Consider the following 26402-nt stretch of genomic DNA (forward strand, 5'->3'; position numbering starts at 1 on the left):
AGCGCAAACAATTATGTGCATGAGCAACCATGGCCTGCAATCGGCGCTAGCGCCGGTGTTGGTTTCCTGGTTGGCTACTTGCTGTCACGTCGTTAAGTTTAACGATTTGATATCCTTTTTACCGGCCGCCTCTTGGTTGCCGGTAAAGTGGCGGCTGGTAAAATGGTGGCTAGTAAATGTTTAGCGAATAAACCTATCGAATGGAATCACAGTAACCGTTTCCCCTTTTGCCACTGCGCCACGTTCTGCTTCAAGGCGGATATAGCAATTCGCTTTCGCCATCGCACTCAGCACTCCCGAGCTTTGTAATCCCGCGCTGGTAACCACATTAATACCATTCTCATTTGTGAAGATGGCGCGCTGAAAATCGGTGCGTCCCGGTTGTTTTTTTATTGCATGGCCGGTTATTGCGGTGAGGGTATTGTTCGCGCTGGTGGCGGCATCAACAAATGTTTCGCCCGCAAGATAGCACAGCCCCGGTACAACCAGTTGATGGTAAGTGACTGCAGCGGAAACCGGATTACCCGGCAAACCAAAAAACCATCCTGCTCCGAGTTTGCCAAATGCAAATGGCTTTCCGGGTTTCATCGCAATTTTCCAGAAATCAATCGCCCCTAATTCTGCTAATACCTCTTTGGTGTAATCTGCATCACCCACTGAAACACCGCCGGTGGAGATGACTACATCTGCCCACTGCGTTGCTTTATTAAATGCAGCGCGCAACGCATCAGGCTGATCGGCAATTACACCTAAATCCAATACATCAACTGCGAGTCGCGTTAAAAGTGCGCCTAACAAGGGGCGGTTGCTATCGTAAATTTTTCCCGCTTCGGGTGCTGTACCGGGCGCTAATAATTCATCGCCAGTTGTGAGCAACGCTACGCGCAAGCGGCGCACAACAGTAATTTGTGCAAGCCCAAGTGAGGCGAGCAAACCAATATCCAATGCTGTTACGCGATGACCCGCCGCAAACACTTGGCTACCTGACGCAATATCTTCACCAGCGCGACGAATATTTTCGCTTAACTCCGGTGCGTGATTAACTGTGATTGAATCGCCATCGCGCTGCACATTTTCTTGCATTACCACCGCATCGGCCCCGGCGGGAATTAATGCACCGGTCATAATGCGCACGGCTTGCCCTGCATTTATCTCGCCCGTAAATGGATGACCGGCAAGTGATTGACCGATAACTTTAATTTCACCCGTACAATCCAGTACGCGCACCGCATAACCATCCATTGCCGAATTATCACCGCCGGGTACATTAATCGGCGCTGCAATCGCTGCAGCGAGTACGCGATCGAGTGCTGCATGCAGCGGCACAGTTTCGCTTTCCTGAACAGGATTTAATTGATTGCAAATACGGACGAGAGCTTCCTCGATTGGCAGCAGGCCGGGTTGAGCGCAGTGATCCACAGTCTTTCTCTATTGGTAGGGTGATTTTTAAAGGTGTCAGCATTGTAATGCCCGCGAGACATTAAGAGTAAAAGTACTCGCCGTCATTATAAAGTTTTACTGAATAAGCTACTCTTACGCACATTAGTGAGCTGGTTTTTAGTAGCGCCAGCTTTCGTATTTCCTCCAGGGCTGGCATATGAATCAACACCTGCATACCCCCGCATTTTTGGCCGATGGCGGCGAGATGGGGCAGCGTATTCGTGAGTTCGATTGGGATAACTCCCCCTTGGGAAATCCATCTACCTGGCCGCAGAGTTTGAAAACGGCAGTGCGGCTAATGTTGTCTTCCGGCCACCCGATGTTTATTTGGTGGGGCGAAGGTCTGATCCAGTTTTATAACGATCGTTATCGAGCTTACATTGGTGACGAGCGACACCCGAGTGCACTAGGTCAGGAAGGTGAGATTTGTTGGAATGAAATCTGGCCGACGATCGGCCCGCAAATCCAGCAGGTTATGAGTGGTGAGGGCAGTGTCTGGCGCGAGGATTGTTTGGTGCCAGTGACTAAAGATGGTGAAGTGAAGTACGGTTATTGGACCTACTCTTACGATCCTATTTATGACGAGCAGGCACCACATCAGGTTGGTGGTGTGCTGGTGATAGTCACCGAAACAACCCATCATGTGTTGGAGCAGAAACGCCAAAAAGAAGTGGAGGCGCGCTGGCAAGATCTGTTTATCAATGCCCCTTCCTTCATGTGTATCTATACCGGCCCCGACCACATTTATGAATACGCCAATACCCGCTATTACGAATTGGTGGGGCGTACCGATGTGGTTGGAAAAAGTCTGGAACAAGTGGTGCCGGAAGTGTTTGAGCAGGGTTTTGGTGATTTGTTGGATTACATTTATGCCAGTGGTGAATCCCATATCGGCACGGCAACGCCAGTTACCTTTCGCGATGAAAACGGCGTCGAGCGCGATGTTTTTCTCGACTTTGTGTTGCAGCCCATTCGCAACCGCGACAACCAGATCACCGGTATTTTCGCCAACGGTTATGACGTAACTGCACGCATACTCTCGCAACAATCACTTGAAGAGCAGGATCGGCGCAAAGATGAATTCCTTGCAATGCTTGCCCATGAGTTGCGCAATCCTTTAGCACCCATTAGCAATGCCAGCGAGCTGCTAACCCAGACCAGTGTTTACGGCACCACCGCGCATTCGCTGGGTGAATTAATCCAACGGCAAGTCATTCAATTGACCCGTTTGATCGACGACCTGCTCGAAGTCTCGCGTATATCGCAAGGGCGTATGGAATTACAAATCAGCCCGGTAGTGCTCGATAAAGTGATCCGTTTTGCCGTTGAATCGACCAGCATGGTGATGTTGGAAAAGCGGCTGCGCCTTACCTACGATTGCGCCGATGCGCAGCTGCAGGTCAATGGCGATTACGCGCGTCTGGTGCAAAGCGTGGTGAACATCCTGATCAATGCTACCAAATACACTGAGGATGGCGGCAACATTAGTATTCGTTTGCATCGCGATGAAAACACAGCGGTTATCGACGTGGCTGATTCCGGTATCGGGATCGAAGCCAATATGCTGGAGAAAATTTTTGATTTGTTTATCCAGGTAGATAAATCCATTGATCGCAGCCGTGGTGGTTTGGGGATCGGCCTGTCGGTGGTTAACACCATCGTTAAAATGCACGGCGGAACCGTCGGTGCGCAGAGTAAGGGGCTAGGTTTGGGAGCCACTTTTTCGATCCGTTTACCTCTCGCCGGAACCAGGCAAGCCACAACCACCGAGCAGGCCAACGCAGCGCTACCGGCAATGAAATTTTTGTTGGTTGATGACAACGAAGATGCTGCCAATTCACTTTCCATGCTTTTGCAAACGGTCGGCCACGAGGCGAGGGTGGTATATCGTGGCGCAGATGCATTGCTGCAGGTAGATGCGGAAAAATTTGATGCAGTGCTATTGGATATCGGCTTGCCCGATATCGATGGTTACAAGGTCGCGCAGCAAATACGTGCGACTTATCCTGAGCTGGTGATTGTCGCTGTGTCCGGTTATGGGCAAGCAGAAGATATTCGTCAGGCGCTCGCATCCGGTTTTAGCGGTCATCTTACCAAGCCGGTTTCGCTCGACGCACTTGAGTCCACCGTTAAACATCTACTCAATAAAAACTAGTGCTTTTTACCTCGCGCCCACCCGTGGGTCACCTCCTTGTTTTGTGCACCCAGGCTGTGCATTTACTTTCTGCTTGATAACTAAAACTGTTTAACAAGGCAGTAAATTTGTGCTTTCAGGTTATTGATTTATAAACGATAAATAAAACTTAACAATAATAACTGACCATATGGTCATGTAATTGGACTGGGTTTTGCTATTCATCTGGCAGCGTAGTTGTCGCTCCAGTTTGCGTAGGGCGATGCTAATAATCGAATCGTTTCGCCTAACCCGTGTAGCTAAAACAATATGATGTCCATCCGAATTCACGCATTACGCACTACTGCGCTTTGCCTCTTTACGGCCTTGAGTGGTCAATCCCTGGCGGATGCGCCGCCCAGTATCAGCGATGCCGAGGCCTTTCTCGAAAAACATTGCTCCCGCTGCCACAACGACGAACGTATGGCAGGTAATTGGACGCTGTCTGATGTCAGCATGGATGATGTTGCCAAGGGTTTGAATTTAACGGATTGGGAAAGTGTATTGCGTGTGACTCAGCGCGGTGAAATGCCGCCAGCAAGCAGGCCACAACCCAAGCATGAAGAGCTAACCGGTTTTATTGATTGGCTGCAGGGTTCGCTCGATCAATACGCCATTGCAAATCCCAATCCCGGTCGCGCGACCTTGCGCCGCTTGAATCGCAATGAGTACAGCAATGCGGTGCGCGATTTGTTAGATATGAATGTCGATCTGAGCGAGGCATTACCTGCTGACGATTCGGGTTACGGTTTCGATAATATCGCCGATGTGCTTTCTGTTTCGCCGGTATTGATGGATCGCTACCTCGCGGTCGCCGGAAAAGTCAGTCGTCTCGCTGTGGGTTTGGGTTCTGATCAACCTTACACCACCACTTATCCGCTGCCCAAAGATGGCTCCATTCTCAATCAGGGCGTTCCTTCTTACGATGAACGCATGAGCAATAATTTGCCGCTGGATTCACGCGGCGGCGGCGCATTTAATTACTACGCTCCGCACGATGGCGAATACGAGATCAGCGGTTATCTCAACTCCAACACCAACAACGAAGTAGATCGACTTGAAGAAAATCGTGTGAGCCTGCGTGTGCCACTTACTGCTGGCTCTCACGCGATTGGTTTAACGTTCCGCAAAGATCTCGCGCTGGATGAGCGCGTACAAATCCTGCGCAACACTACTGAAGAAGTTCCGCTGCCCACAGCACCACCAACCTCATTGACGTTAGATTTTGTGGTGGATGGCGCGCGCGTGGGTAATACCCAAGTGCCGTCTTATTTCATGTCGCAACGTTATGCACAGCAAAATTTCCCGCGCGATGTATTGGAAATTAATGTCGCTGGCCCTTATGCGGTTACAGGCCCAGGCGATACCGCAAGCCGCAAAAAAATCTTCAGTTGTACGCCCAGCTTTTGGCCATTCAATGAAAAATACTGCGCCGAAAAAATTATCGGCGAACTCGCTCGTCAAGCTTATCGTCGCCCGATCAACGACAGCGACATTTCCCGCTTGATGAAAGTGTACGGCCATGCGCAGGAATCAGGTGGTTTTGAGCAAGGTATCTCTGCAGCAGTGCAAGCCATTTTAGTATCGCCAAGTTTTTTATTTTTGTACGAAGGCGACCCACAAGATGCAGCACCCGGCACTGTGCATCGCATTAGCGATTTGGAGTACGCCTCACGTCTCGCCTTATTTTTGTGGAGCAGCTTACCGGATGAAGAATTGTTGCAATTGGCAGAAGCCGGAAAATTGCGCAAGCCGGATATTTTGAAGCAGCAAGTAGCGCGCATGCTGGCAGATGACCGTGCGCTAGCGCTCGAACAAAATTTTGCCGGGCAATGGCTGTACTTGCGCAACTTGGAATTTCATCGTCCGGACGTAAAAGAATTCCCTGAGTTTGATGTGCCGCTGCGCGATGCAATGAAACGCGAAAGTGAAATGTTTTTTTCATCGATTGTGCGCAACAACGCGAGCATCCTCGATTTTATTAAGAGTGATTACACCTTCCTGAACGAACGTCTTGCTGAGCATTACGGTATCACCGGCGTCACAGGTCCAGAGTTGCGCCGTGTTGCGCTTGCGCCTGACTCGATGCGCGGCGGCCTGCTAGGCCAAGCCAGTATTCTCACCGTTACTTCTTACGCAAACCACACGTCCGTTGTGCGTCGTGGTCAATGGGTGCTCGCCAATTTACTCGCTGCGCCTCCACCACCAGCACCGCCGGATGTGCCTGCATTAAAAGCGGAATCATCAAGTGGTAAGGCGCTGAACGCGCGCGAACAATTAGCGCAACACAGTAAAGATCCCGCTTGTCATTCATGCCATGTGCGAATGGACCCGATTGGTTTATCGCTGGAAAAATACGATGCAATTGGCCGTATACGCGCACTTGATGCTGGCCGCCCCATCGATGTGACTACCGCAATGCCGAACGGACGCAAATTTGAAGGCCTGTATGGCTTGCAAGATGTGCTGATGGAAAGCCGCGACCAATTTGCCGGAGCATTTACCGAGCGCTTGATGATTTACGCATTAGGGCGCGGATTGGAAGCAAATGATCAACCGAAAGTGCGTCAGATTATTCGCGCTGCGAAAGCAAACAATTACCCCATGCACGAGATTATTTTGGGGATTTTAACCAGCGAACCTTTCAACTACAGAATGGTGCCACAACATGAAAAAACCACCGCTGCCCTTAAGTAAGATGCAAGTCTCCCGCCGCACTTTATTGCGCGGACTCGGTGCTGCAATCAGTTTGCCGCTGATGGAATCCTTAATTCCATCAGCACTCGCAAACACTGCAATGGAGTCGCGCCCGAAAAAATTGAGCGTGTTTTATATGCCCAACGGATTGCGCATGCCGAAATTTACACCTGCAATTGCAGGCAGCAATTATGAGCTGACGCCAATTTTGGAACCCATTGCGCGCCATCGCGATAAATTCGCGGTCATCTCCGGCCTCGCGCACTACAACGCAAATGCATTGGGTGATGGCCCCGGCAGTCACGGTCGTAGTTGTGGTGCTTATCTCACCGGTGCGCATCCAAAACGCACTGAGGGCGCAGATATTTTGTGCGGCATTTCGATGGATCAAGTCATCGCCAATCACGTTGGGCAGCACACACAATTAGCGTCGCTTGAGCTGGGTATTGAACCACCCAGTTTGCTCGGCAGTTGCGATGTTGGTTACAGCTGCACTTATACCAATACACTTTCCTGGCGTAGCCCTACCGCACCTTTGCCGGTGGCAGTAAAACCGGGTGATGTATTTGAACGTTTGTTTGGCGATACGCGCGGGCTTGATGAAAAAAGTCGCAAAGCGCAGCTCGCCACCAAAGCCAGTATTCTCGATTTTGTAATGGAAGATGCATCGCGTTTATCTCCGCGTTTAGGCATGAATGATCGCCGTAAATTAGAGGAATATCTAGATTCCATTCGCACTGTTGAATTGCGCATTCAAAAAGCCAATCAACAAACAAACGAAGTGGATACCAGCCAGTTAGTTTTGCCTGCGGGAATCCCGCAATCATTTGAAGAGCACGTGCGCATCATGATCGACTTGCAAGTGCTCGCACTACAAAGTGATATGACTCGCGTAAGTACTTTTATGCTTGGGCGTGAACTGAGTAATCGCGCCTATACCGAAATTGGTGTGCCCGATGCGCATCATTCGCTTAGCCATCACGGTGGCGATGAAGTGAAAATCGAAAAGCTGGTAAAAATTAATCAACACCACATGGCGCAATTCGGTTATTTACTTGATCGATTAAGTGCAACTGCCGATGGCGAGCGCAGTTTGCTCGATTCTACTTTGGTAATGGGCGGCGCAAGTTTGGGTGAACCCAATGACCACGACAATATGAATTTACCTGCGTTAGTTGCCGGCGGTGGCTTACGCGGTAACCGCCACATCATCGAACCCAAACACACGCCTATGGCAAATTTAATGTTGTCGTTGATGCATGAAATGGGTGTAGCAGCAGAAAGTTTTGGTGATAGCACCGGGCCATTAAAAGCCCTCTACGCCTGATCGATAAAATGAGTTGGATGTTATGGTGAAATTAATTTCTGTCCTGACCACTGCGCTTGCGCTGGTATCGATTCAGGTGCAAGCAGATTCGGCTGACGACGCACTGATGCGTGCGATTCATGCAGGCGATAGCGCAAAAGTAACTCAGGCGTTAAAAGCGGGAGCGACATTAAATTCGCAGCGCCCGGATGGTTCGCTACCTTTGGCTTGGGCGGCAGAGAGTCAAAATCCTGCGCTGGTAAAATTGCTGTTGGATAAAGGCGCAAAGCCGGATGTGAATGGCAAACTGCCACAACATTTCACTCCACTAACGGTTGCTTGCCAGCGCGGCGAACCGACAATTGTCGCTGCACTGCTGGATGCCAAAGCAGACGTTAATCGCACCACCAACACCGGTATTTCTCCGCTTGCATTGTGTGCCGGCTATTCCAGCGCAGCCATCGTAAAACGTTTGCTTGAACTCGGGGCAAAAGTGGATGCTGCGGATGAAACCGGCCAGACGCCGTTGATGTGGGCAGCGGCTAAAGGCCAGTTGGATAGCATGCAATTGTTGTTTGATAAAGGCGCTGATATTAATCGCGTTACACCCAAAGGTTTTACTCCATTATTTTTTGCGCTGACCAGTGGCAATCCACAAGCACCTTTAGCGCTGCTCAACGCGGGCGCTGATGAACATTATGTCGCGCCCGATGGAACCAGTCTTGTGCAAATGGCGATCTATCAGCAGCAATTTGCCTTTGCGCGGGAACTTATAAAGCGCGGCGTTGATCTCACCAGCTACGATCGCAACGGCAACCAGTTGCTGCATGCTGCTGTGCGCAGTAAACAATTGCCCTTGGTGGAAACGCTGCTGGCACAGGGCGCAAATCCGAATGCGTTAACGGGAAAATCCGCGGTAGTTTGGCGTTATGAAGTAAATTTCACCAGCCGACCTTATGTTAGTTATGCCAAAACGCCTTTATTATTGGCGGCGGAGCTTGGCGCTACCGATATTATGCGTGCACTGGTTGCAGCCGGTGCAGATGTGAAGTTCAAGGCAGAGGATGGCACCAGTGTGGTGTTGGCGGCAGTGAGTAGTAATGCCGAAACATTATCGCTGGCACTGTCGCTCGCGCCTGATATCAACATCGCCAATAAAAATGGTAGGACAGCACTGCATGTGCTGCTGGGTTACAGTTTTTATATGCCGCTCACGATTGAACAAATTGCAGCAATGTTCGACGTGTTATCCAAGCAAGGAGCCAATATCAACCTTGCTGACAGCAGCGGAACAACGCCGCTGGATATCGCCAAGCGTGAAGACTTTAAAGCCAAGGCAGAATTTGCCAAGGCCTTTCATTTATCACCAAAGGTAAAATTATGAGAATTACACCGTGTAAAGCCGCAGCAAAATCATCGCTCTTAAAAATCGCCGCACTAAGTGCCCTGGTATTTTTACAAATGCCTGCCTACGCCCAGCAAGATATTGTGGACGCGCGCCAGCAAGGTTTTAAAGATATGGGTTCTGCAATGAAAACCCTGCGCGACCAACTGAAAAGTGACAAGACCGATACCGCTGCTGTCACCGCTGCCGCTGAGCAATTAGCGCAGCTGGCCGATAAAGTCCCTGCATGGTTTCCTGCGGGTAGCGGCCCAGCATCCGGTGTAAAAACCGACGCGCGCGATTACATTTGGGAGAACAAAGAAAAATTCGATGCAATCAGCAAAGAATTAATTGTCGCTAGCAGAGAATTAGTTCTTCTCGCAAAAAGCGCCGATAAATCTGCGTTGCAAAAAAAGCTTGGCGTTATTCGCGATAACTGCTCTTCCTGCCACGACAGCTTCCGTGTGGATTAATCGCTCATGAATGCGCCTGCTACTGAAGTTGTTACCAAAAAGTTGTTATGGGATTGGCCAGTGCGCATTTGTCACTGGTCAATTGTGTTGTTGGTCATCGCCTGTTGGTGGACGGCAGAAAATCATGAAATTGTCTATCACAGCTACTGCGCTTACGCATTGCTGGCGATAGTGATATTCCGTATCTACTGGGGCTTTTTTGGTAGCAGTAGCGCGCGCTTCAGCCACTTTTTACAATCCCCTCCTGCTGCCTGGCGCTATGTAAAAAATCTGGCTCAGCGCAATGTGCCTTTATCGGCAGGTCACAATCCCATCGGCGGCTACAGCGCCTTGGCACTTTTATTTTTATTATTACTGCAAATCGTATTTGGTCTGTTTGCAATTGATGTCGATGGTTTTGATGGTGGACCTTTTGCGGATTACCTCAGTTTTAAAACCAGCCGCATGGTAACGGGCTGGCATGAGATCACGTTTAATGTGCTGTTAGGTTTTATTGCATTGCATATTGTTGCAGTAATTTATTATCTCCTGTGGCGTCGCCAAAATTTAACCGCTGCTATGTTGCACGGCAAAGCGGCAATTGCTGCACCGATTAAATCTGGCAGCCTTGTTCACCTGATCATCGGCATAGCAATTTCAGTTGCGATAGTCTGGTCGATTATGTAATTCACAGCGTTACATTTTTAAAAAACACCCAACGAATAAGGATCGCATCATGTGTGATGAACTGACTGCAGAAGATAACGAGCGCTACGCACAGGCAAGCGGACAACTCAATCGCCGACAATTTGTGGCGGGCATGGTTGGCGTTAGCTTAGCGATGTATTTACCCGTCAATGCAAATGCATTTGGCGTGAGCGAATCTTACGTATCAGTAAAAACACCTGATGGCGATGCAGATTGTTATTTTGTTCATCCTACCAACGGTAAACATCCTGCGGTGATTTTATGGCCCGATATTCTCGGCTTGCGCCCCGCATTTGAATTAATGGGTAAACGCTTGGCGCAGTGCGGTTATGCAGTGTTGGTGGTGAATCCGTTTTATCGAAACCAAAAAGCCCCTGTCGTAGGCGAAGGTGCATCTTATGAGGATGAAGTAACACGCACAGCAGTGACTACCCTGGCAAAAACATTAAGCCCGACAACCCACGTCACCGATGCCAACGCATTCGTTGCGTTTCTCGATAAACAATCTGCCGTAAATACACGCAAAAAAGTCGGCGTCATGGGTTACTGCATGAGTGGCGCAATTGCATTTCGCACCGCTGCTGCAATCCCGAAACGCATCGGCGCTGTAGCCAGCTTCCACGGTGGTGGCTTGGTGAATACCACTCCCGACAGCCCGCATTTATTAATCCCGAAAACAAAAGCACAATTCCTGATTGCTATCGCCCTGAACGATGACGAGCGCGATCTGGAAGCAAAAAATGTGTTACGGAAAAGTTTTGCAGACGCAAAGATAAAAGCAGAAGTAGAAGTGTACGAAGGCGCACTGCACGGCTGGTGCCCGCTGGACTCGCGCGTTTACAACTCGGCGTTGGCAGAGCGCGCATGGAATCGTTTGTTAACCTTGTTTGAAACCGCGTTGGCATAATCAGGTTTTAAAAATTACGCGATAACATTTCGCGCACTTCACTGGGCGGATGGCCGATGATGCGTTTGAACGCGCGGCTGAATGAGGCTTCCGAATCATAGCCAAGGCGATTGGCTGCTACTGCGATGCGCATACCATCGCGTGCTATCCAGTGGCGAGCCTGAAACATTTTTACGCGCGCGACATATTTGGCGGGCGACTCTCCAAGTGTGCGGGTAAATTTGTCGGTAAAGCTGGAACGCGATGCGCCCATCAAATTAGCCAAGGTTGCGACTGACCAATCCAGCTCCGGTTGCATATGGATCGCCGCCAATACTTTGCCGATTTGCGGGCAGCGTACCGCAGCAATCCAACCGCTTGAATCACCGCAGGCACACTCGACCCAGGCGCGAATAATACTGGCTGCTAACACATCGGCGAGGCGTGCCAAAATGCCGCAGGCGCCGATACGATCCAGCGCAATCTCGCGCTCCATCGCTTCCAATAAAACCGGCACGGACGGATCGCGCGTAGCGAGGTCGCTGGTGCGCATCATGTCGGGCATCATGGCGATAAGTGGATGCAGCGGGTCGAGGTTAAAACGCATGGCACCGCTGAAGAGCACATCGGGTTCGGGGTCAGTTGCGCGCAATTCACCATTCACCAGATAGATATTATCCGACACAGGTTTACGCGTAAGCGTATCTATATCTACCACTGGCACGTCCGGTGAACTCGCGAGAATATGGAACTCACCGCGCGGAAAAAGCACTGCATCGCCGGGATTCAGTTTTACCCAATCGGTTGTGCGGGTACGCAGCCAGCAGCCACCCTGTGCGACAAAGTGAAAGCGCGCTTCACGTTGCACCGGAAAGGCTACTGCCCAAGGTGCCTGCAACAAACAGCGGCCATACTCCACACCATCAAGGCGCAGTCCGAGCAGAATTTCAGTCAGGGTATCGCGCATAATGCCAAGCCTGTTTGGATAAACGATCATGTAATTCGGATTTTATATCATAGAAAAGCCAAAATCATAACCCTACACTGCGGCTACGATTCACTGACTTCAGGCTCTCCATGAACGACACTACTTGCCCCAGCTGCCCGTCCATTCCTCTTGCTATAGATACCCCTGACACCAATCGCGCTAATTGGGCTGGTATTACCAGCCTGGCGCTGGGCGTTTTCGGTTTGGTCACCGCCGAGTTTTTGCCGGCCAGTCTGCTCACCGCTATGGCGAGCGATCTCAATATTTCCGTCGGCGCCGCCGGTCAGGCGGTCACTGCGACAGCTTTGGTCGGCGCCATAGCCGCACCTACGATTCCCGTGCTCACACGCAATCTGGATCGCAGGGTTGTGCTGCTTTCCCTTTCGCTGTTACTGCTGTTCTCCAACGTGTTGGCCGCGACCGCGAACAATTTTGTTGTACTGCTGATCGCCCGCGTGTTATTGGGCGTTGCCCTTGGTGGATTCTGGTCGATGTCGGCGGCGCTGGCGATGCGCTTGGTGCCCGATCATTTATTTGCGCGCGCTATGTCGGTCATCCTCACCGGTGTATCCATTGCCACTGTTTGCGCCGCGCCTTTGGGGGCTTACATGGGTGAATTGTGGGGTTGGCGGAGCGCGTTTATCGCTGCCGGTTGCTTGAGTCTGGTGACAATCGCCACGCAATTTTTTGCTATTCCTGCGCTGCCACCAAAAGATAATCCGAGCTTGCGCATCCTGTTCCAATTATTGGGTCGCACAAATGTGCGCGTCGCATTAGTGGCAGTGATATTGGTGATCTCCGGGCATTTCGCTGGCTTCACTTACATTCGTCCGCTGCTTGAAGATGTAACCCAAGTGTCGGTGAGTGCGCTCTCTGCAATTTTGCTGGCGTATGGCATTGGTGGATTCTTTGGTAATTTCGCCGGTGGTTTTATCGCTGAGCGCAGTGAACGACATGCAATTATTTTTGGTGGCCTGCTGGTTATTGCGATGGCGATTACCTTGGTAATTGCAGGCAATATTGCCGGTGTTGCTGCCGTTGCAATTGCGTTGTGGGGATTCGCATTCGGCGCCTTTCCGATTGGTTTTCAAACCTGGATTATTCGCGCTGCGCCAGACCAGGCAGAAGGAGCGGGCGGGTTACTGGTTGCCGCTTTTCAAATTGCGATCGCCAGCGGCGCTATAGGTGGCGGATTGTTAGTGGATTATATCGGCGCATTAGGTGGCCCGGTATTCGCAATGTTTGCGATTAGCCTGGGAACTTTGCTGGTCATTTTCTTCGGGCCGCGCGCAAAAAGTTAATTTATTTTGCGGCTCATATGGATCAGTGAGCCGGTATTAAACCTTCTGGCTATTGGACGTGATAAATGTGATGATCCCAGCCAACTTACCAAACTGGAAGGGATGAAGGTGGTTAGTAATGAGAAAATGTATTTTGATGTGTTTTACGATATTGCTTTCACCATTCAGCTTTGCTGGTGATTGGTATCTTGTTGGCTCTGAAAAACCTGAAGCCGAAATTGATACTGCAGCACTTGAGGTCAAACTGTGGGAATTTTTGAATGCCAAAACAAAGGAGGAATTTAAACCGCAAGAAAGTTATAAATTTCAGTATAAGCAGATAAATAAACATGAAATTTACATTAATGCATTGTGCGTATCGAGTAAGGCTGGAATAGATGATATCGGCAGGCTACCTGATTTTACCCTCGACCAGTTAACTAACGATTTTATTACTATCTATGATGGCGGCAGTTGCTTTTTTGGTGTGAAATTTAATATCAAGAGAAACAAGTTTTCTGAATTAAGGGTTAATGGTCGAGCCTAGGGTCAGACAAACATAGAGTTACGGCATGGCCTATCTAATCCACCGTAGGAGGCGTTTGAACTACTTGATCATCATATATGCATTTGCGTAAAATACGCGCAGGGCTTCCAGGACGCCCGCCTCGCGAAAACCTATGTACCTGAAGTAATCGCAAGCAATTTGCTTGCATACCCTCCTTGGCCAGAGCGAGCAGGCCAAAACATTATTGGAGCTGGTATGCACTCTCAATTACAAACACCGCAAAAAACTGAATCTGCAGCAGAGATTGTTCTGCGCATTGCCCGCAATCTTCACCGTGCCGTTAATGCCGATGCTCTGGCGATATCCTTGCCCGTGCTGCGTCGTCTTCTCGCTACAAAAACCTTGACTGAAATTTCGTTGCCTGAATTACAACGGCGACGCGATATCGTCCAGCGTAAACATGTATTGCGCATGCTGGCGATTGAGGCAGGGTTCGACTGCTGGGAAGATTATCGTCACGCGCTGGATGATATGAATGCGGAACAAGTGTCGCACTTCGACCAACTTTCCCGCGCCGCCGGATATCCCAACCTCTGGTTCTCAACTTTCGAAGAGGCGCAGGATTATGCGTGGGAACATAATGGTCGCGCGTTAAAGATTGGATCACAGGCGGTGGTGCTTATCGGGTAAGCAGTTCAACGTTACGCGATTTAAGAAAAAATAAAGGCGACCAACAATCGCCTTTATTTTAATCTCCGTAAATATGGCCTATGCTTCTGAGATTTAATGGGTTGCTTAATTTCATCAGAGCAACGTCTGGGGTGTGGTTTGATATTGAGTCGGCAAAAAAAGGAGCGTGCCATGAACATACAATTAAAAAGTCTGGTTGTTGGTTCTATCTTGGGAGCCATAATTTTTAATATCGCAGTTTATTCAATTGGATTCACCTCGGCGATCACTCTTCCTTCCGCGATTGCTAATTGGGCCACTGAGAACTCAGTAGTTTTTTCTGTGCTTTTCGTTTGGGACTTATTTGTGGTTCAGTTGCTAGGAATTGGCATATTGGCCGCGCTTGCAACTTATCTTCTTTTAAGATTTTCTTCGTTAATCTGGCTGTATACGGCGATAGGTTTTGTCGCAACTGAAACACTGATTTCATATTCCTGGTTATTTAATCCTTTGTATCATCAGCACTTTTCTAAAAATAGTTCCATTCTACTTTTCTCACATTTTATTGTGGTATGCATTTGTGTTTTTATCGCTGCTCGTTTGGCGCGTAATGCGCAAGTGACTACCCAGCCTATTCATAATTGATGTGAATCTATTAAATAAAAACGAATTCTCTATCATCGATGGGTAGGGTCTAATAGTGGTGATATTTATCACCAACCCGAGAATGAAATCTCATCGCTGACTAGTTCATCATCCAGTTTTACACTTTCAATCCCCTTCGGTATTGCTGCCTCCCATCTTGAGGCTTCTGTTTCTATATAAAAACAACTTTCAAGTGAGAATAGTTCTTGTTAAAGTGGCGCGGTTAGTCTCAAGCACACTTAATCTCACGGCAAATCCTATGAAAACACACCAAAAACTCCCCATTTTGTTGGCGGCGTTCCTGCTGCCCTATTGTTCAACAGTTCTTGCTCAGGAAGAGCCTGCGGATTCAGGGAAGAAGGCTGAAAGTACCCAGCCCAAAAAGACGAATGTTTTAAAAACGGTAAAAGTAGATGCGGATGCTGAAGTCGCAGGCGGTCCGGTGGTTGGTTATCATGCTAAAAAAAGCGCGACCGGAACCAAAACCGATACTCCACTGAAGGACACGCCCGTCTCGGTACAGGTGATCAGTCGTGAAGTAATGGATGACCAGCAAGTGCTTACGTTGGCTGATGCCACCGCGAACGTCAGTGGTGTTTACACTCGTCAGGGACCGGACGGTGGTACATCGGATATGTTTAATATTCGCGGTTTTACGGTCAGCACTGCCTCCAGTTATTGGGATGGCGTGAAAGATTTTTCCCGTGCGCCGAAAGAGACTGCCGGCCTTGAGCGAATTGAAGTGCTTAAAGGACCTGCGGCGATTATGTACGGCCGAATCGAACCTGGCGGAATGATCAATCGCGTTAGCAAAAGACCGCAAGCAGAAGAATTCACAAAAGTGCAGCAGCAAGTCGGCAGCGATAATTATTTCCGCACAACTATCGACACTAACGGTAGTGCGACCAGCGATAACACATTGCTGTATCGCGTGAATGTGGCTGTTGAGGATGCAGATGGATTTAAGGATGACACGCACAATAAGCGCACTTTTATCGCGCCGCAAATTGAATGGCAGGCGAGCGAGAAAACCAGCGTGCGCACAGGCTTGGAATACCAAACCAATGACCGTTCATGGGCGTTGACGTACGGCACTATCGGCAATTCAAATGGCCCAATAAAAGATTTACCAATCAGCACTAATCTCCACGATAAAGATGACTACTATGAAGACGACAGTCTCAGTGTATTTCTCACCTGGACGCACGCATTCGATGAAAATTGGCAATTACAACAGCGCATCACTTATGTAGATCGCAGCAGTAAAGCAGAAGGGACGTGGTTGTATCGCGCAGATGCAAGCGGAAATTATTCGCGCGATTATTGGGGCTGGGATGATGAGCAAGCTGAAATAGCCTCAACCAATATTGATCTCACTGGGAAATTTGCGACGGGATTTATCAAGCACACTTTACTTGCTGGTGTTGATTATTTTGATGAAGATAATGATTCCGGTGGTTGGGCTGGCGATGGAACTGCGCTGCCGGGCAATATCTACAATCCTAATCACGACGATGCGCCTTACGATAAAGATTATGTCAGCGTGCCTTACTGGTACACCAACAAAAACGCCGGGTTTTATTTGCAAGATCAAATGACAATGCTCGATGAGCGTTTACATGTGCTCGTTGGTGTGCGTCATGATTCAGCAAAATATGATTATCTTTATGATGCAACCCAAATGGGTTCCGATGATAAAGCGACTACCTGGCGCGGCGGTGTACTTTATAAACTCACACCGGATGCATCTATTTACGCGAGTTACGTTGAAGGTTTTGGTGCATCAAATATTTCTGCCAATGGCGAAAAATTTGATCCGCAAACATCAAACCAATATGAAATCGGCACCAAAATTGAAATCACTCCAAGCCTCGGTATTACCTTGGCGGCGTTCGAATTGATTAAAGATAATCTCACCATGGCTGATCCGAATGATCCCAAAAGAACTATTCTTGCTGGAGAGGCTACGTCAAAAGGCGGTGAATTGGATGTCACCGGGCAGATTACTGATAACTGGAGTGTGATCGCTTCTTACGCGTATACCGATGTGCGTTACACCAAATCAGATCGCTTCCAGGGGCAACCAATACACAGTATTCCTCGTCATGGCGGCAGCTTGTGGAATAGTTATCGCTTCGGTGAAAGTGGCTGGAGTTTAGGTGGCGGTGTTGTGTATCGCGGCGAGCGTCTTGCTATGCAGCGTCAAACCAATCCTGCGCTTTATCCTTATATGCTGGATGCGTATACCTTGGTAAATGCGATGGTGGGATATGATTTCCAGATATCGAAATATCCGGTTAAAGCCCAGCTCAATGTCAGCAATGCCACCGATAAACGCTACTATCCATCTACCTACGGTAGCTTTGATCGCATTGCATTAGGCACGCCGCGTATGATTATGGGATCGATCAACGTGAATTTCTAATTAACTCTTCAGCAAGGATGCTGAAATCAGTTAAACAATGGTGCGTTGTGAGGCAGGGCGTGGCTCGTTGATAAAAAGATACTGGTTTATTTTTTATATTTGAAAATTAGGTGTTGATGTGGCAGTAAAGGGAGTCGATTTTTAAAAAGAGTCTTTTGATTTTTATCTAAAGCTGATAAAAATCACGATCGGATAAAAAACTATCATGGAGAAGAAATGAAAAAGATATCAATACTGCTGTTCCTACCCCTGCTATTTTCATGTGCAAATCAAAGCCCTGTACAAAATTCAATGTCATTTAGTCAAGCTAAAGGGCTATACGACCAGCAATGGGTTCAGCATAAGGATGATGAAAAGTACATAAGCTTTGTTGGCGAATGGTTGAGGTTCAAAAATACTAACAGTAATCCCTTTGAGGCGAGATGCTATTTTGCTACTGATGCCAAGGAGCGCTTCATTCTTATTCAAAATGAGAAAGGGATAATTCAGGAGCTAATTGCGGAAAATGACAATAGAAAAACGCGCTGCTTTAGAAAAGAGCTGGTAGGCAATAAATATCCCCGGCCACCATTTGCCCCGTTTTTTACTGTGTTGACGATGGGTGCTCCGTAAATATGTTTTTTTGGATGGTAATTCTGAAAAACATAATTTATAACGTTTTCGATTCGTTATTAAAATAGAAAAGAGGTGGCTCAAAAGGCCACGTCTTATTTTTTATCACAGCTAGGTTCTTAATTGAGTAAAGCTAGAGCCTTTGGTGACATCTACAGTTCCAAATATTGGCTAATTCTGTTCTGAATATTTTCCCGAATATTCCCGTAGAACAGCGGAAAGTCTATTCCGTGATAAGATTTGTCTGGAAGTTTTCCGAGTTTTTCATAATCTGTGCCTGATTGATCCTCAACATATAAAAAACCATCACGACATTGTGCCCAAGTATATTGAGTTGCTAATTGGGGTTGGCGATGAAATATAACGTTTTCTGATTTATCTTCGCCGTCCATTTTTAATGTGTAGGTTCCCGATATTGATGCCGCTCCCAAGTGTTGGGTGGCGGGAGATCGCTGCTCGTCTTCCTGCCAGCTCAGGGGATTGATGCAGATTGATTTTTCAGGGCTTGCAAATATTTTGGCGCTGCCATTTTCCCCATATGTGTCCCAATGTACGAGGCAGTTAATCGTGCTGGGTGATGTGCAAATTGTAAAATGTGTGAGTGAGTTGATGTAGTCTTTATCCAAAGATACGGGGCCGCTGCCAATTAAATAAGCTGTAACAACGCGGCTTGCCAAGACTGGATCTTTATCAATATCCCGCAGCAAACGCATAGCAAGATGGGTTCCCTGGCTATGGCTGGCAATCACAATTGGGCGATTTTGATTGTGATGTTTAACAAAGTAATCAAAGGCATCGGCAATATCTTCATATATCGCATCCAGAATAATATCCTGCTTTTTCTTCGATAACCCAATGTAGGCAAATATGGATGCTTCGCGATAATGAGGTGCATAAATATTGCAGCACCCATTAAAAATGCTGGCTTCGTTTGCAAGGGAAAATTTTGCGTTGTCTCCAGTTGCTGTACCCGGAGAGATTGAATAAGTCCAGGATGTTTGCTTTGTATAACCCGTTCCATGAATATAAAAAACATCCGCAGGAGCGCTACCATCATTAATGGATGATGCTATTCCTAAGGGCGTTAAATCAGCTTCATCTACTCGCGCAGGCAGGGTTAACCAATTACTGTCAGCTGAGTAATCCGTTTTTTTCGCCATTGTGTTTGGGTCAAAGTCTTCACTTGGCTGAAAATAGTAACCGACGGCGGTAATTAAAAATTTTTGGTCTTTACCTATCGCTTTTAAAACCCCACAAATAGCGGCGATTGATATGATAAAAGCCATCACGATAAAAATTATTTTTTTAAACAGCTTCATACTAATCCCTAAATAAATATATGTTTGCTCATATATAGGCACTCATATACATTTCAAGTCCTTCTCTGTGAGTGTTGTTATAGTATGCTTTTGACTGACTATTAGGGGTTAAAAGAAAGGGTTTTTTTATGGCTCTGGCTCAATGCTAAATAACGATGGGCGTCCCAAACTTATAAAACCTGAATAAAATAAACAGATCGCAGCTAACGCAAGGAGTGTTGACGTGATTTTCGAAGTTGAAATTAATCTTGAACCGGTTGATGCAGCCAATAAATCGATCATCGATAACCTGTGGCAATTCTACGAATTTGAATCTTCATTTTGGTCAAAAGAGGATGTGGATACTTATGGTCGGTATGGCTCACTCGCTGATTTTTTAGCGCGTGTGGGTACTGCAGATACGTTTGATTGGGGATATATAATTAAGTATCAAAACCAACTTGTCGGTTTTCTTATTGTTGCGGATGAGTACATTGGTGGTAAGTCAATTCGGGAATTTGCTGATATTTATATCCTTCCTAAATATCGCGGTCTTGGAATTGCTACCCAGCTAATTCGCACCACAATTTTAAATTCGGATCATCCCTGGTTGATCTGCGTTTTTAGGGAAGACACTAACGCGCTAAACTTCTGGCGCAATACCTTTGCCCGTTTACCCTTTAATTCTGTGCGTGAAAATCTTCCTCCAGAAATTGCCACGCTTCATGAATTCATTATTAATGATTGAGTCATAAGGCGAGTTAATTTTTTATTTTTGGGCATGATTTCCATGCACACTTCTATATTTTCACGATTAATTACTTTAAAGATATTGCCTTTTTGCACGGATTATCTTTTCCGGGAGTGGCATCGGGGTAATAGGTTCTGATGCCATTGCTGCGGCGTACAAAAACCATGTCGTATGCGGTTTTGCTGTCATACAATTTTAGAATGCAAGCTTCGCTTTTATTGCTGCTGGTTTGGTTTTCAGTGAATGCTTTGGTTGCGCTCAGTAAAATATCGCTCGCGTTAAGTGTTAAGCCGTATCCTTTTATCGAGTGTCTTATGGTTTCGTTATTGGCGAGCTTCATTTCTACGCCCATTGAATAAACGCTACCGTCTATCACTTCGTTACTGCTGCTGTTATTCATTCTGCATAATTGGTTGGTGCTCTCCAGCTGCTGGTAGCGACCATGAAAATGCAGGCCACCTATGCTGCGACCGTCTTTTTCTCCGCAAAAAATATGATCGAACCCGTGAAGTGAATACCAAACTTTGGTGAGGTCATTTAAGTAGTCGTCGGTGTTGGTGTTCTTGTCTTGAAATATTTTCCCACTGGTAAAATCGAATAGACTTTTCAGCACGTCGGGATTCGACTTCATAAGGGATTTAAAGCCCTCAGCAGTCGTAACTTTTCCGGGGGAGCCGCAAAACTGTAATACATCTTTGTCAAACTTAGTAAGCTTTGGTGCCGGAGGAGTAATATCTTTAAAGCCCGTTCTTGTTTTAATCGGATTGGATTCATTGTCAAAAAATTTTAAGCAGGTCGCGTTATTCCTGTCGCTCGTCTTATTACCGCTATTGGTTTGATTCGAGTTGCCAAAACCCGGTTTGCCATTTACATAAGAGCCACATTCCAGCTTTACCCACTTCTTCTTGCCATCAATTTTAATAAAGGCGTGGGTTGCACCGTCCGCTTTATTTTCACCGATGGATATATAGGATTTTCCAATCTGCAAAGGAGTAGGGTTGTTTTCCTTTTTGATGGAATCGTAGGCGCTGCAGGATTTGTTTATCGTAAAGTCTGCCGGATCTACAAATATGGATTGTGCATTGATGGTTGCTGATATCGGTAAGCTCAATATCAGTACTCTTCTGAATAAACGCATGATCATGTAATTGCATCTCATAGCTGGTTTTTAGCGGCGAGGGGAATGATAGCTCATGAGCATTTAGGGTGGAAATAATAAAAACGCTACTTTATTTTTACATGTTTAAGTATGGGCAGGATGTAATGCAGAATGGAGCAGAGGTGATAATCCGTAAGTAAAAAGGCGGCAATTAGCCGCCTTTTACTCTGTTTTAGAGAACAAACCTATTCAGTAGAATCGCACAACTGAAGTGATGTTTTTTCTTTGCTCGGGCGAATGGCAATGAGTACCAAAATTAATCCAATAGCAGATGTAGCAGCGCCAGCTAAAGCAACAGTTGGATATCCAAGCCCCAATGCAATTACTCCTCCGCCAAGTGCTGCTCCAAAAGCATTGCCAAGATTAAATGCACCTATGTTGACTGCCGATGCGAGATTTGGTGCATCGGCCGCAACACTCATAACACGAACCTGCAATGGCGGAACTAACGCGAAGCTTGCAATGCCCCATAAGAAAATCAAAATGGCGATGGCGACAGAAGAGGGCATCATGAATGCAAAAGCGATCAGTATCAGGGTTAATGATCCCAGTGAAACGATAAGCGTTAGATCAACTGAACGATCTGCAAATTTTCCACCCAACCAGTTACCAATACTTAATCCAACGCCGTAGGTGACAAGCATCGCCGTTACAAAGCCTAGTGATGCGTGAGTGGCCTCGCGCAAAATTGGCGAGATGTAAGTGAAGACGGTAAACATCGCGCTTGATCCAATTACAGTCAGTAGCAGTGCGTACAACACAGAACTGCGAGAAAGAACGCGCAATTCCATTTTTGCATTTACACTTTTTGTTGCGGGCAAAGCAGGAAGAGTAAAGCGTAGTGTGATCATCACCAACACCCCTAGCAGAGTGATCCCCCAGAATGCTGAGCGCCAATCGAATTGTTCGCCGACCCAAGTGGCAATTGGAACGCCGATAATATTGGCGATGGTCAAACCCATGAACATTGCTGCTACTGCGCCAGCGCGGCGCTCGGGTGATACCAGGCCTGCAGCTACCACTGATCCTACGCCAAAGAATGCGCCGTGATTCAGCGAGGTTATGATCCTTGCGGCGAGCAATGTTTCATAGTTGCTGGCAACTGCTGACAGAAAATTTCCCAACGTAAATATGCCCGCCAATAGAATCAATAAGGTTCGTCTCGACAATTTCCCGGTGGTTAAAATCATGAGTGGTGCGCCGATTAAAACGCCCAACGCGTAAGTGCTGACCAATAATCCGGCGGTGGGAATGGAGACACCGAGATCTGCGGCGATGACCGGTAATAATCCCATTGGCGCAAACTCGGTTACGCCGATTCCAAAGGCGCCGATAGAGAGGGCAAACAGCCCTGGATTCAATTTCATAATTAACCCCTTTCCGGGTGAAACAGGATGCCAGCGCCAGTATCGGTTGGCTGCATCTTTGCGTTGATGATAGGGGGGCATAGTGGCAGAATACGTAATGCTTGATAATCCATCTGAAAAACTGAGCAGCTTTGCGCGTGACGCAAAGGCCATTGCCGGTGTAGATCGTGCTCGCGAATTGGCAATATTCGCGGTCGTGGTTGAGTGCGGGAGTTTTTCCGCCGCTGGCCGAATTTTGGAATTGAGTGCGTCTGCCGTGAGTCGCACTATTGACCGAATTGAAGGCAGGCTCGGCGTCAGGCTTTTGCTTCGCTCGACTCGTGCCCTGTCGATGACTGCAGAAGGGCGGACCTATTTTCAGGCTGCTCGCAGCATTTTGTTGGAGCTGGATGACGCAGAGCTTCAGGTTGCCAATCAAGGTGCGCCACGTGGCCGACTAAGAATAAGCGCTTCACTTTCACATGGCCGGTTGTTCGTGGTTCCGTTGCTTAAGGAATTCGCAGCACTGTATCCCGAGATTTTAATCGACATATCGTTGACCGATGCGTTGGTCGATATTGCCGCTGGTCAAGCCGATGTTGCGATCAGGTTTGGTCCTCTCGCTGATAGTGCATTAACTGCCCGCAAGTTGAGCGAAAACCGCCGCGTTATTGTGGCCTCTCCCGATTATCTTGCCCGCTACGGAACACCGCAAACACCTGCCGATTTACTTGCACACAACTGTCTCAACTTTAATTTTCGTCGCTCGGAAACCCGATGGCCTTTTCGTGTTAATGGCCAATATACCTGGTTGGAAATTAAAGGCGGGATAGAAGCAAACAGTGGAGAAACACTCGGTCAACTTGCATTGCTTGGTGTGGGTATCGCCCGTCTCGGAGTATTTGGTGTGGAAGGAGATATTAAGGCCGGACGTCTGATTCCCATTTTGGAAGAATTTAATCCCGGTGATGTAGATCAAATCCACGCGGTATTTATTGGCGGCAGTAATATGCCAACTCGCACGCGGGTATTTATTGATTTTATTGCTGAGCGTTTGAGTTCTTGAAAATAATCTTGCCTATGGTTCTCGTGTTGTTATTCGCTGAAGCAGGATCTTCCGTAGCACTATTTAACTGCTATTGGTAGTTACAGCTGATAGCAATTGATTAATTTCAATGATGGTAGCAGGTTTGGTCAAATGTACGTCGAATCCTGCTTCCTTGGTTTTGTCGCGATGATTCTCACTTCCCCAGCCGGTTAATGCAGCTAGCATGGTTTTTTTCAGACGAGGGATTTTTCTGATTTCCGCAGCGACTTCGTATCCGTTTAAGCCTGGCATTCCGAGATCTAAAATAATCAAATCAAAATAATTCAGTGTTGCAATGTTGAGTGCTTTATTGCCGTCGTAGGCAATTGCTACAGAATGTCCCAAAAGCGATAAAAGGCTCGACAATGTATTTGCAGCATCTTGATTATCATCTGCCAGCAAAATCTGTAGGGCGTTTTGTGAAAAACCTTCGCCAGGTATTTGCGAAGGTATGGCTGTAGTAGCGGGTGTCAAACTTTTCGCTAAAGGTAATTTTAAGGTGAATGTGCTTCCTTTGCCTTCACCATCACTTTGAGCTATTACCGTTCCCCCATGCATTTGTACCAGACTACGTACTAGTGACAGGCCAATTCCGAGTCCGCCTTGTGAATGATTCTTGGTTTGTGAAACCTGGCTGAACATATCGAAAACCTGATTCAAAGCATCCTGTGGAATTCCAACACCATTATCGATTACCGAGATAGTAGCAAAATCACCTTCAAGCTGGGCTTTTAAAATTATGTGGCCACGTGCTGGTGTGTATTTAATGGCATTGGTTAACAGGTTACTTAATATCTGTGCGATACGATCAGGATCAACGTCTAGCCAGATAGTGTCATCACAAATCTGGATTTCCAATTTATGTCCTGCTGACTCTATTTGCCCGAGTACGGCTTCAACTGCTGTGGTCGCAATCGATGTGAAATCAACCCTTTGGTTTTTGAGTTCTATCTTTCCACTATTGATGCGTGCAATTTCAAGCAGGTCATCAATTAATCGCACTAACTGATTAAGTTGCCTGCCCATCATCTCCAATGCTTTGCTGTGCGAGGCAGCATTAGGTTGCGATATGCGCATGAGTTCCAGCCCTGTTCTAATTGGAGCTAAGGGATTGCGTAACTCGTGGGCCAGAGTAGCTAAAAACTCGGTTTTGCGTCGATTGGTTTCAGCAAGATCATCGGCGAGTTGCTGGAGCCTTTCTTCATGTTCTTTGCGTTCGGTAACATCACGTGTGGTACCGGCGATAACTTCTACTTCGCCATCAGGGCCAAGCACAGGCACAAAAATATAATCATAAATACGACGACCAAATGTTCCATTGAAAGGTACATCCCCCCTCACTGCTTGCTTGGTCGCAATAACCTGCTCGATCTCACGATCATGCATCTCTGCATGCCAAGGTTCATAACCTAATTCAAGGCAATTTTTTCCAATTGCTTCCTCCCAGGTTTTTCCCCACATTTTAAGGAGTACGGCGTTGGCATAAATGAACTTATGATTGCGATCAAATACATAAGCCAAATCAGGTGTGTGTGACAGGAAGGTTTCATAAAAACGCTTTCGCTGTTCTGACTCGAAACTGACCTCTGCCAAATTCTGTTCGGTATTTACTTGATGAGTGATATCGCGAAAGAGAACAGCGATTCCATCCCCATACGGATAAACGTAAATATCGAGCCATACTTTTTTATCGGCGAGTTCATAACACCCCTTAAGGGTGGAAGCTTGGCGTTCACGCATGACATATCGATAAGTATCGCCAACATCCAACTTTTCAGAACCTTGCCATACATCCCAGTGGAGGCGGCCAACAACATCCGCTTCCGACATGGCACTCATCATCAGGCCAGCTGCGTTAATTTGAAGGACCCGAAAATGGGAATCCATGAGCATAAAGCCATCTTTAAGCGTTCTTAATATGTTGTGGCTGCGCTCTTGCTCGCGATTTAATTCCACTTGATGCTGTAGCGCCAAGCGGGCCTCGGCTTGTTTGCGATGCTCTATTTCTTCCTCAAGTTGTCGATTAAGTTGCTGAAGTTTTTCGCGGGCTTGATGTTGCTCTGTAACGTTATTGCAAACAACTAACACGCCATGCACACCCGCATCGTCCTCTATAGGACTGAATCCGTATGTCCACCATTCATCATGTAATTCGGTGTGGCGGGTAACTTGAAGTAATTGCTCTTCATGCCAGGTGGCACCCTGGCCGGACATTACATAATTGATCTGCGGGCCGATGATTGTCCAAATTTCTTCCCAACACTCGCGGCCTGGTTGACCCAGGGCGCGTGGGTGCCGTCCACCGGCATCCATTGTTTGAAGGTAGGCATCATTATAAAACTGGATAAGTTCAGATCCCCACCAGATAATCATCGGATGGTTGCTTGTGAGTAATAAGCGCAAACTGGTTTTAAGTGTTGATGGCCAATTCTGCGGCGAGCCGAGGCAAGTTCGCTCCCAGTCATAACTCCGCATCAGCTCACCCATGACGCCGCCACCCGAAAGAAAGCCAGGAGTTTGGTATGGGGCAGAGGATGCGTTAATAACTATCGCCATGATCAAAATCCGTTAAATGTGTTAGCACTCTT

Annotated in this window: 22 protein-coding genes; 16 read left to right on the forward strand and 6 right to left on the reverse strand. The window is 47.4% G+C overall.

What is annotated here, in order from left to right:
* The first annotated feature begins 15 nt into the window (after window positions 1-15).
* Window positions 16-96, forward strand: coding sequence for a DUF883 family protein (locus AAGC78_RS17015; RefSeq protein WP_435785341.1), 81 nt, complete (start codon window positions 16-18; stop codon window positions 94-96).
* An 84-nt stretch (window positions 97-180) separates the two neighbouring features.
* Here the strand turns inward: AAGC78_RS17015 and moeA are convergent, their stop codons facing one another.
* The gene (gene moeA / locus AAGC78_RS17020; RefSeq protein ID WP_435785299.1) at window positions 181-1419 is read right to left on the reverse strand and encodes a molybdopterin molybdotransferase MoeA; all 1239 of its coding nucleotides are present in this window, start codon (window positions 1417-1419) and stop codon (window positions 181-183) included.
* A 178-nt stretch (window positions 1420-1597) separates the two neighbouring features.
* Here moeA and AAGC78_RS17025 point away from each other — a divergent pair, with 178 nt between their 5' ends.
* The 7 genes from AAGC78_RS17025 (at window position 1598) to AAGC78_RS17055 (ending at window position 11067) form a co-directional block, all read left to right on the forward strand.
* Window positions 1598-3595, forward strand: coding sequence for a hybrid sensor histidine kinase/response regulator (locus AAGC78_RS17025; protein WP_435785300.1), 1998 nt, complete (start codon window positions 1598-1600; stop codon window positions 3593-3595).
* Window positions 3596-3883: 288 nt separating this feature from the next.
* On the forward strand, window positions 3884-6310 hold the full coding sequence (locus AAGC78_RS17030) for a DUF1592 domain-containing protein (RefSeq protein WP_435785301.1): 2427 nt from the start codon (window positions 3884-3886) through the stop codon (window positions 6308-6310).
* A complete protein-coding gene (locus AAGC78_RS17035) occupies window positions 6282-7637 on the forward strand; it encodes a DUF1552 domain-containing protein (protein ID WP_435785302.1) in 1356 nt (451 codons plus the stop codon). Before AAGC78_RS17030 ends, AAGC78_RS17035 begins: the two co-directional genes overlap by 29 nt.
* Before the next feature lie 22 nt (window positions 7638-7659).
* Complete coding sequence (locus AAGC78_RS17040; RefSeq protein WP_435785303.1) at window positions 7660-9000, forward strand: ankyrin repeat domain-containing protein; 1341 nt, start codon at window positions 7660-7662, stop codon at window positions 8998-9000.
* Complete coding sequence (locus AAGC78_RS17045) at window positions 8997-9473, forward strand: c-type cytochrome (protein ID WP_435785304.1); 477 nt, start codon at window positions 8997-8999, stop codon at window positions 9471-9473. Before AAGC78_RS17040 ends, AAGC78_RS17045 begins: the two co-directional genes overlap by 4 nt.
* Window positions 9474-9479: 6 nt before the next feature.
* Window positions 9480-10139, forward strand: a complete 660-nt coding sequence (locus AAGC78_RS17050) for a cytochrome b/b6 domain-containing protein (RefSeq protein ID WP_435785305.1) — start codon at window positions 9480-9482, stop codon at window positions 10137-10139.
* A gap of 49 nt (window positions 10140-10188) precedes the next feature.
* Complete coding sequence (locus tag AAGC78_RS17055; RefSeq protein ID WP_435785306.1) at window positions 10189-11067, forward strand: dienelactone hydrolase family protein; 879 nt, start codon at window positions 10189-10191, stop codon at window positions 11065-11067.
* Window positions 11068-11074: 7 nt separating this feature from the next.
* On the opposite strand, the gene AAGC78_RS17060 is transcribed toward AAGC78_RS17055, so the two are convergent.
* Window positions 11075-12013 (reverse strand): AraC family transcriptional regulator, encoded by a 939-nt coding sequence (locus tag AAGC78_RS17060; protein ID WP_435785307.1) that lies wholly within the window; start codon window positions 12011-12013, stop codon window positions 11075-11077.
* A gap of 110 nt (window positions 12014-12123) precedes the next feature.
* Here AAGC78_RS17060 and AAGC78_RS17065 point away from each other — a divergent pair, with 110 nt between their 5' ends.
* The 6 genes from AAGC78_RS17065 (at window position 12124) to AAGC78_RS17090 (ending at window position 18173) form a co-directional block, all read left to right on the forward strand.
* Complete coding sequence (locus tag AAGC78_RS17065) at window positions 12124-13335, forward strand: MFS transporter (RefSeq protein WP_435785308.1); 1212 nt, start codon at window positions 12124-12126, stop codon at window positions 13333-13335.
* A 118-nt stretch (window positions 13336-13453) separates the two neighbouring features.
* Window positions 13454-13861, forward strand: coding sequence for a hypothetical protein (locus tag AAGC78_RS17070; RefSeq protein WP_435785309.1), 408 nt, complete (start codon window positions 13454-13456; stop codon window positions 13859-13861).
* A 216-nt stretch (window positions 13862-14077) separates the two neighbouring features.
* Window positions 14078-14512 (forward strand): hypothetical protein, encoded by a 435-nt coding sequence (locus AAGC78_RS17075; RefSeq protein ID WP_435785310.1) that lies wholly within the window; start codon window positions 14078-14080, stop codon window positions 14510-14512.
* Window positions 14513-14683: 171 nt separating this feature from the next.
* The gene (locus AAGC78_RS17080) at window positions 14684-15136 is read left to right on the forward strand and encodes a hypothetical protein (RefSeq protein ID WP_435785311.1); all 453 of its coding nucleotides are present in this window, start codon (window positions 14684-14686) and stop codon (window positions 15134-15136) included.
* Between the two features lie 259 nt (window positions 15137-15395).
* Window positions 15396-17561: a TonB-dependent siderophore receptor gene (locus AAGC78_RS17085; RefSeq protein WP_435785312.1), complete on the forward strand. Its 2166-nt coding sequence runs from the start codon at window positions 15396-15398 to the stop codon at window positions 17559-17561.
* Window positions 17562-17777: 216 nt separating this feature from the next.
* Window positions 17778-18173, forward strand: coding sequence for a hypothetical protein (locus AAGC78_RS17090; RefSeq protein ID WP_435785313.1), 396 nt, complete (start codon window positions 17778-17780; stop codon window positions 18171-18173).
* Between the two features lie 152 nt (window positions 18174-18325).
* Here the strand turns inward: AAGC78_RS17090 and AAGC78_RS17095 are convergent, their stop codons facing one another.
* Window positions 18326-19492 (reverse strand): DUF3089 domain-containing protein, encoded by a 1167-nt coding sequence (locus AAGC78_RS17095; RefSeq protein ID WP_435785314.1) that lies wholly within the window; start codon window positions 19490-19492, stop codon window positions 18326-18328.
* Between the two features lie 223 nt (window positions 19493-19715).
* Between AAGC78_RS17095 and AAGC78_RS17100 the strand changes: the two genes are divergently transcribed.
* On the forward strand, window positions 19716-20219 hold the full coding sequence (locus AAGC78_RS17100) for a GNAT family N-acetyltransferase (protein WP_435785315.1): 504 nt from the start codon (window positions 19716-19718) through the stop codon (window positions 20217-20219).
* 70 nt (window positions 20220-20289) lie between these two features.
* Here AAGC78_RS17100 and AAGC78_RS17105 read toward each other — a convergent pair whose 3' ends face one another.
* Window positions 20290-21366 carry an EndoU domain-containing protein gene (locus AAGC78_RS17105; protein ID WP_435785316.1) on the reverse strand — a complete coding sequence of 359 codons (1077 nt, stop codon included), beginning with the start codon at window positions 21364-21366 and terminating at the stop codon, window positions 20290-20292.
* A gap of 200 nt (window positions 21367-21566) precedes the next feature.
* Entirely contained in the window at window positions 21567-22748 is a 1182-nt protein-coding gene (locus AAGC78_RS17110) for an MFS transporter (protein WP_435785317.1), read from the reverse strand.
* 82 nt (window positions 22749-22830) lie between these two features.
* Between AAGC78_RS17110 and AAGC78_RS17115 the strand changes: the two genes are divergently transcribed.
* Complete coding sequence (locus AAGC78_RS17115) at window positions 22831-23793, forward strand: LysR family transcriptional regulator (RefSeq protein WP_435785318.1); 963 nt, start codon at window positions 22831-22833, stop codon at window positions 23791-23793.
* A 63-nt stretch (window positions 23794-23856) separates the two neighbouring features.
* Here the strand turns inward: AAGC78_RS17115 and AAGC78_RS17120 are convergent, their stop codons facing one another.
* Window positions 23857-26370: a hybrid sensor histidine kinase/response regulator gene (locus tag AAGC78_RS17120; RefSeq protein WP_435785319.1), complete on the reverse strand. Its 2514-nt coding sequence runs from the start codon at window positions 26368-26370 to the stop codon at window positions 23857-23859.
* Window positions 26371-26402: the final 32 nt, after the last annotated feature.

The sequence above is a fragment of the Cellvibrio sp. genome (assembly GCF_039207905.1).
In the GTDB taxonomy this organism is placed as follows: Bacteria; Pseudomonadota; Gammaproteobacteria; order Pseudomonadales; family Cellvibrionaceae; genus Cellvibrio.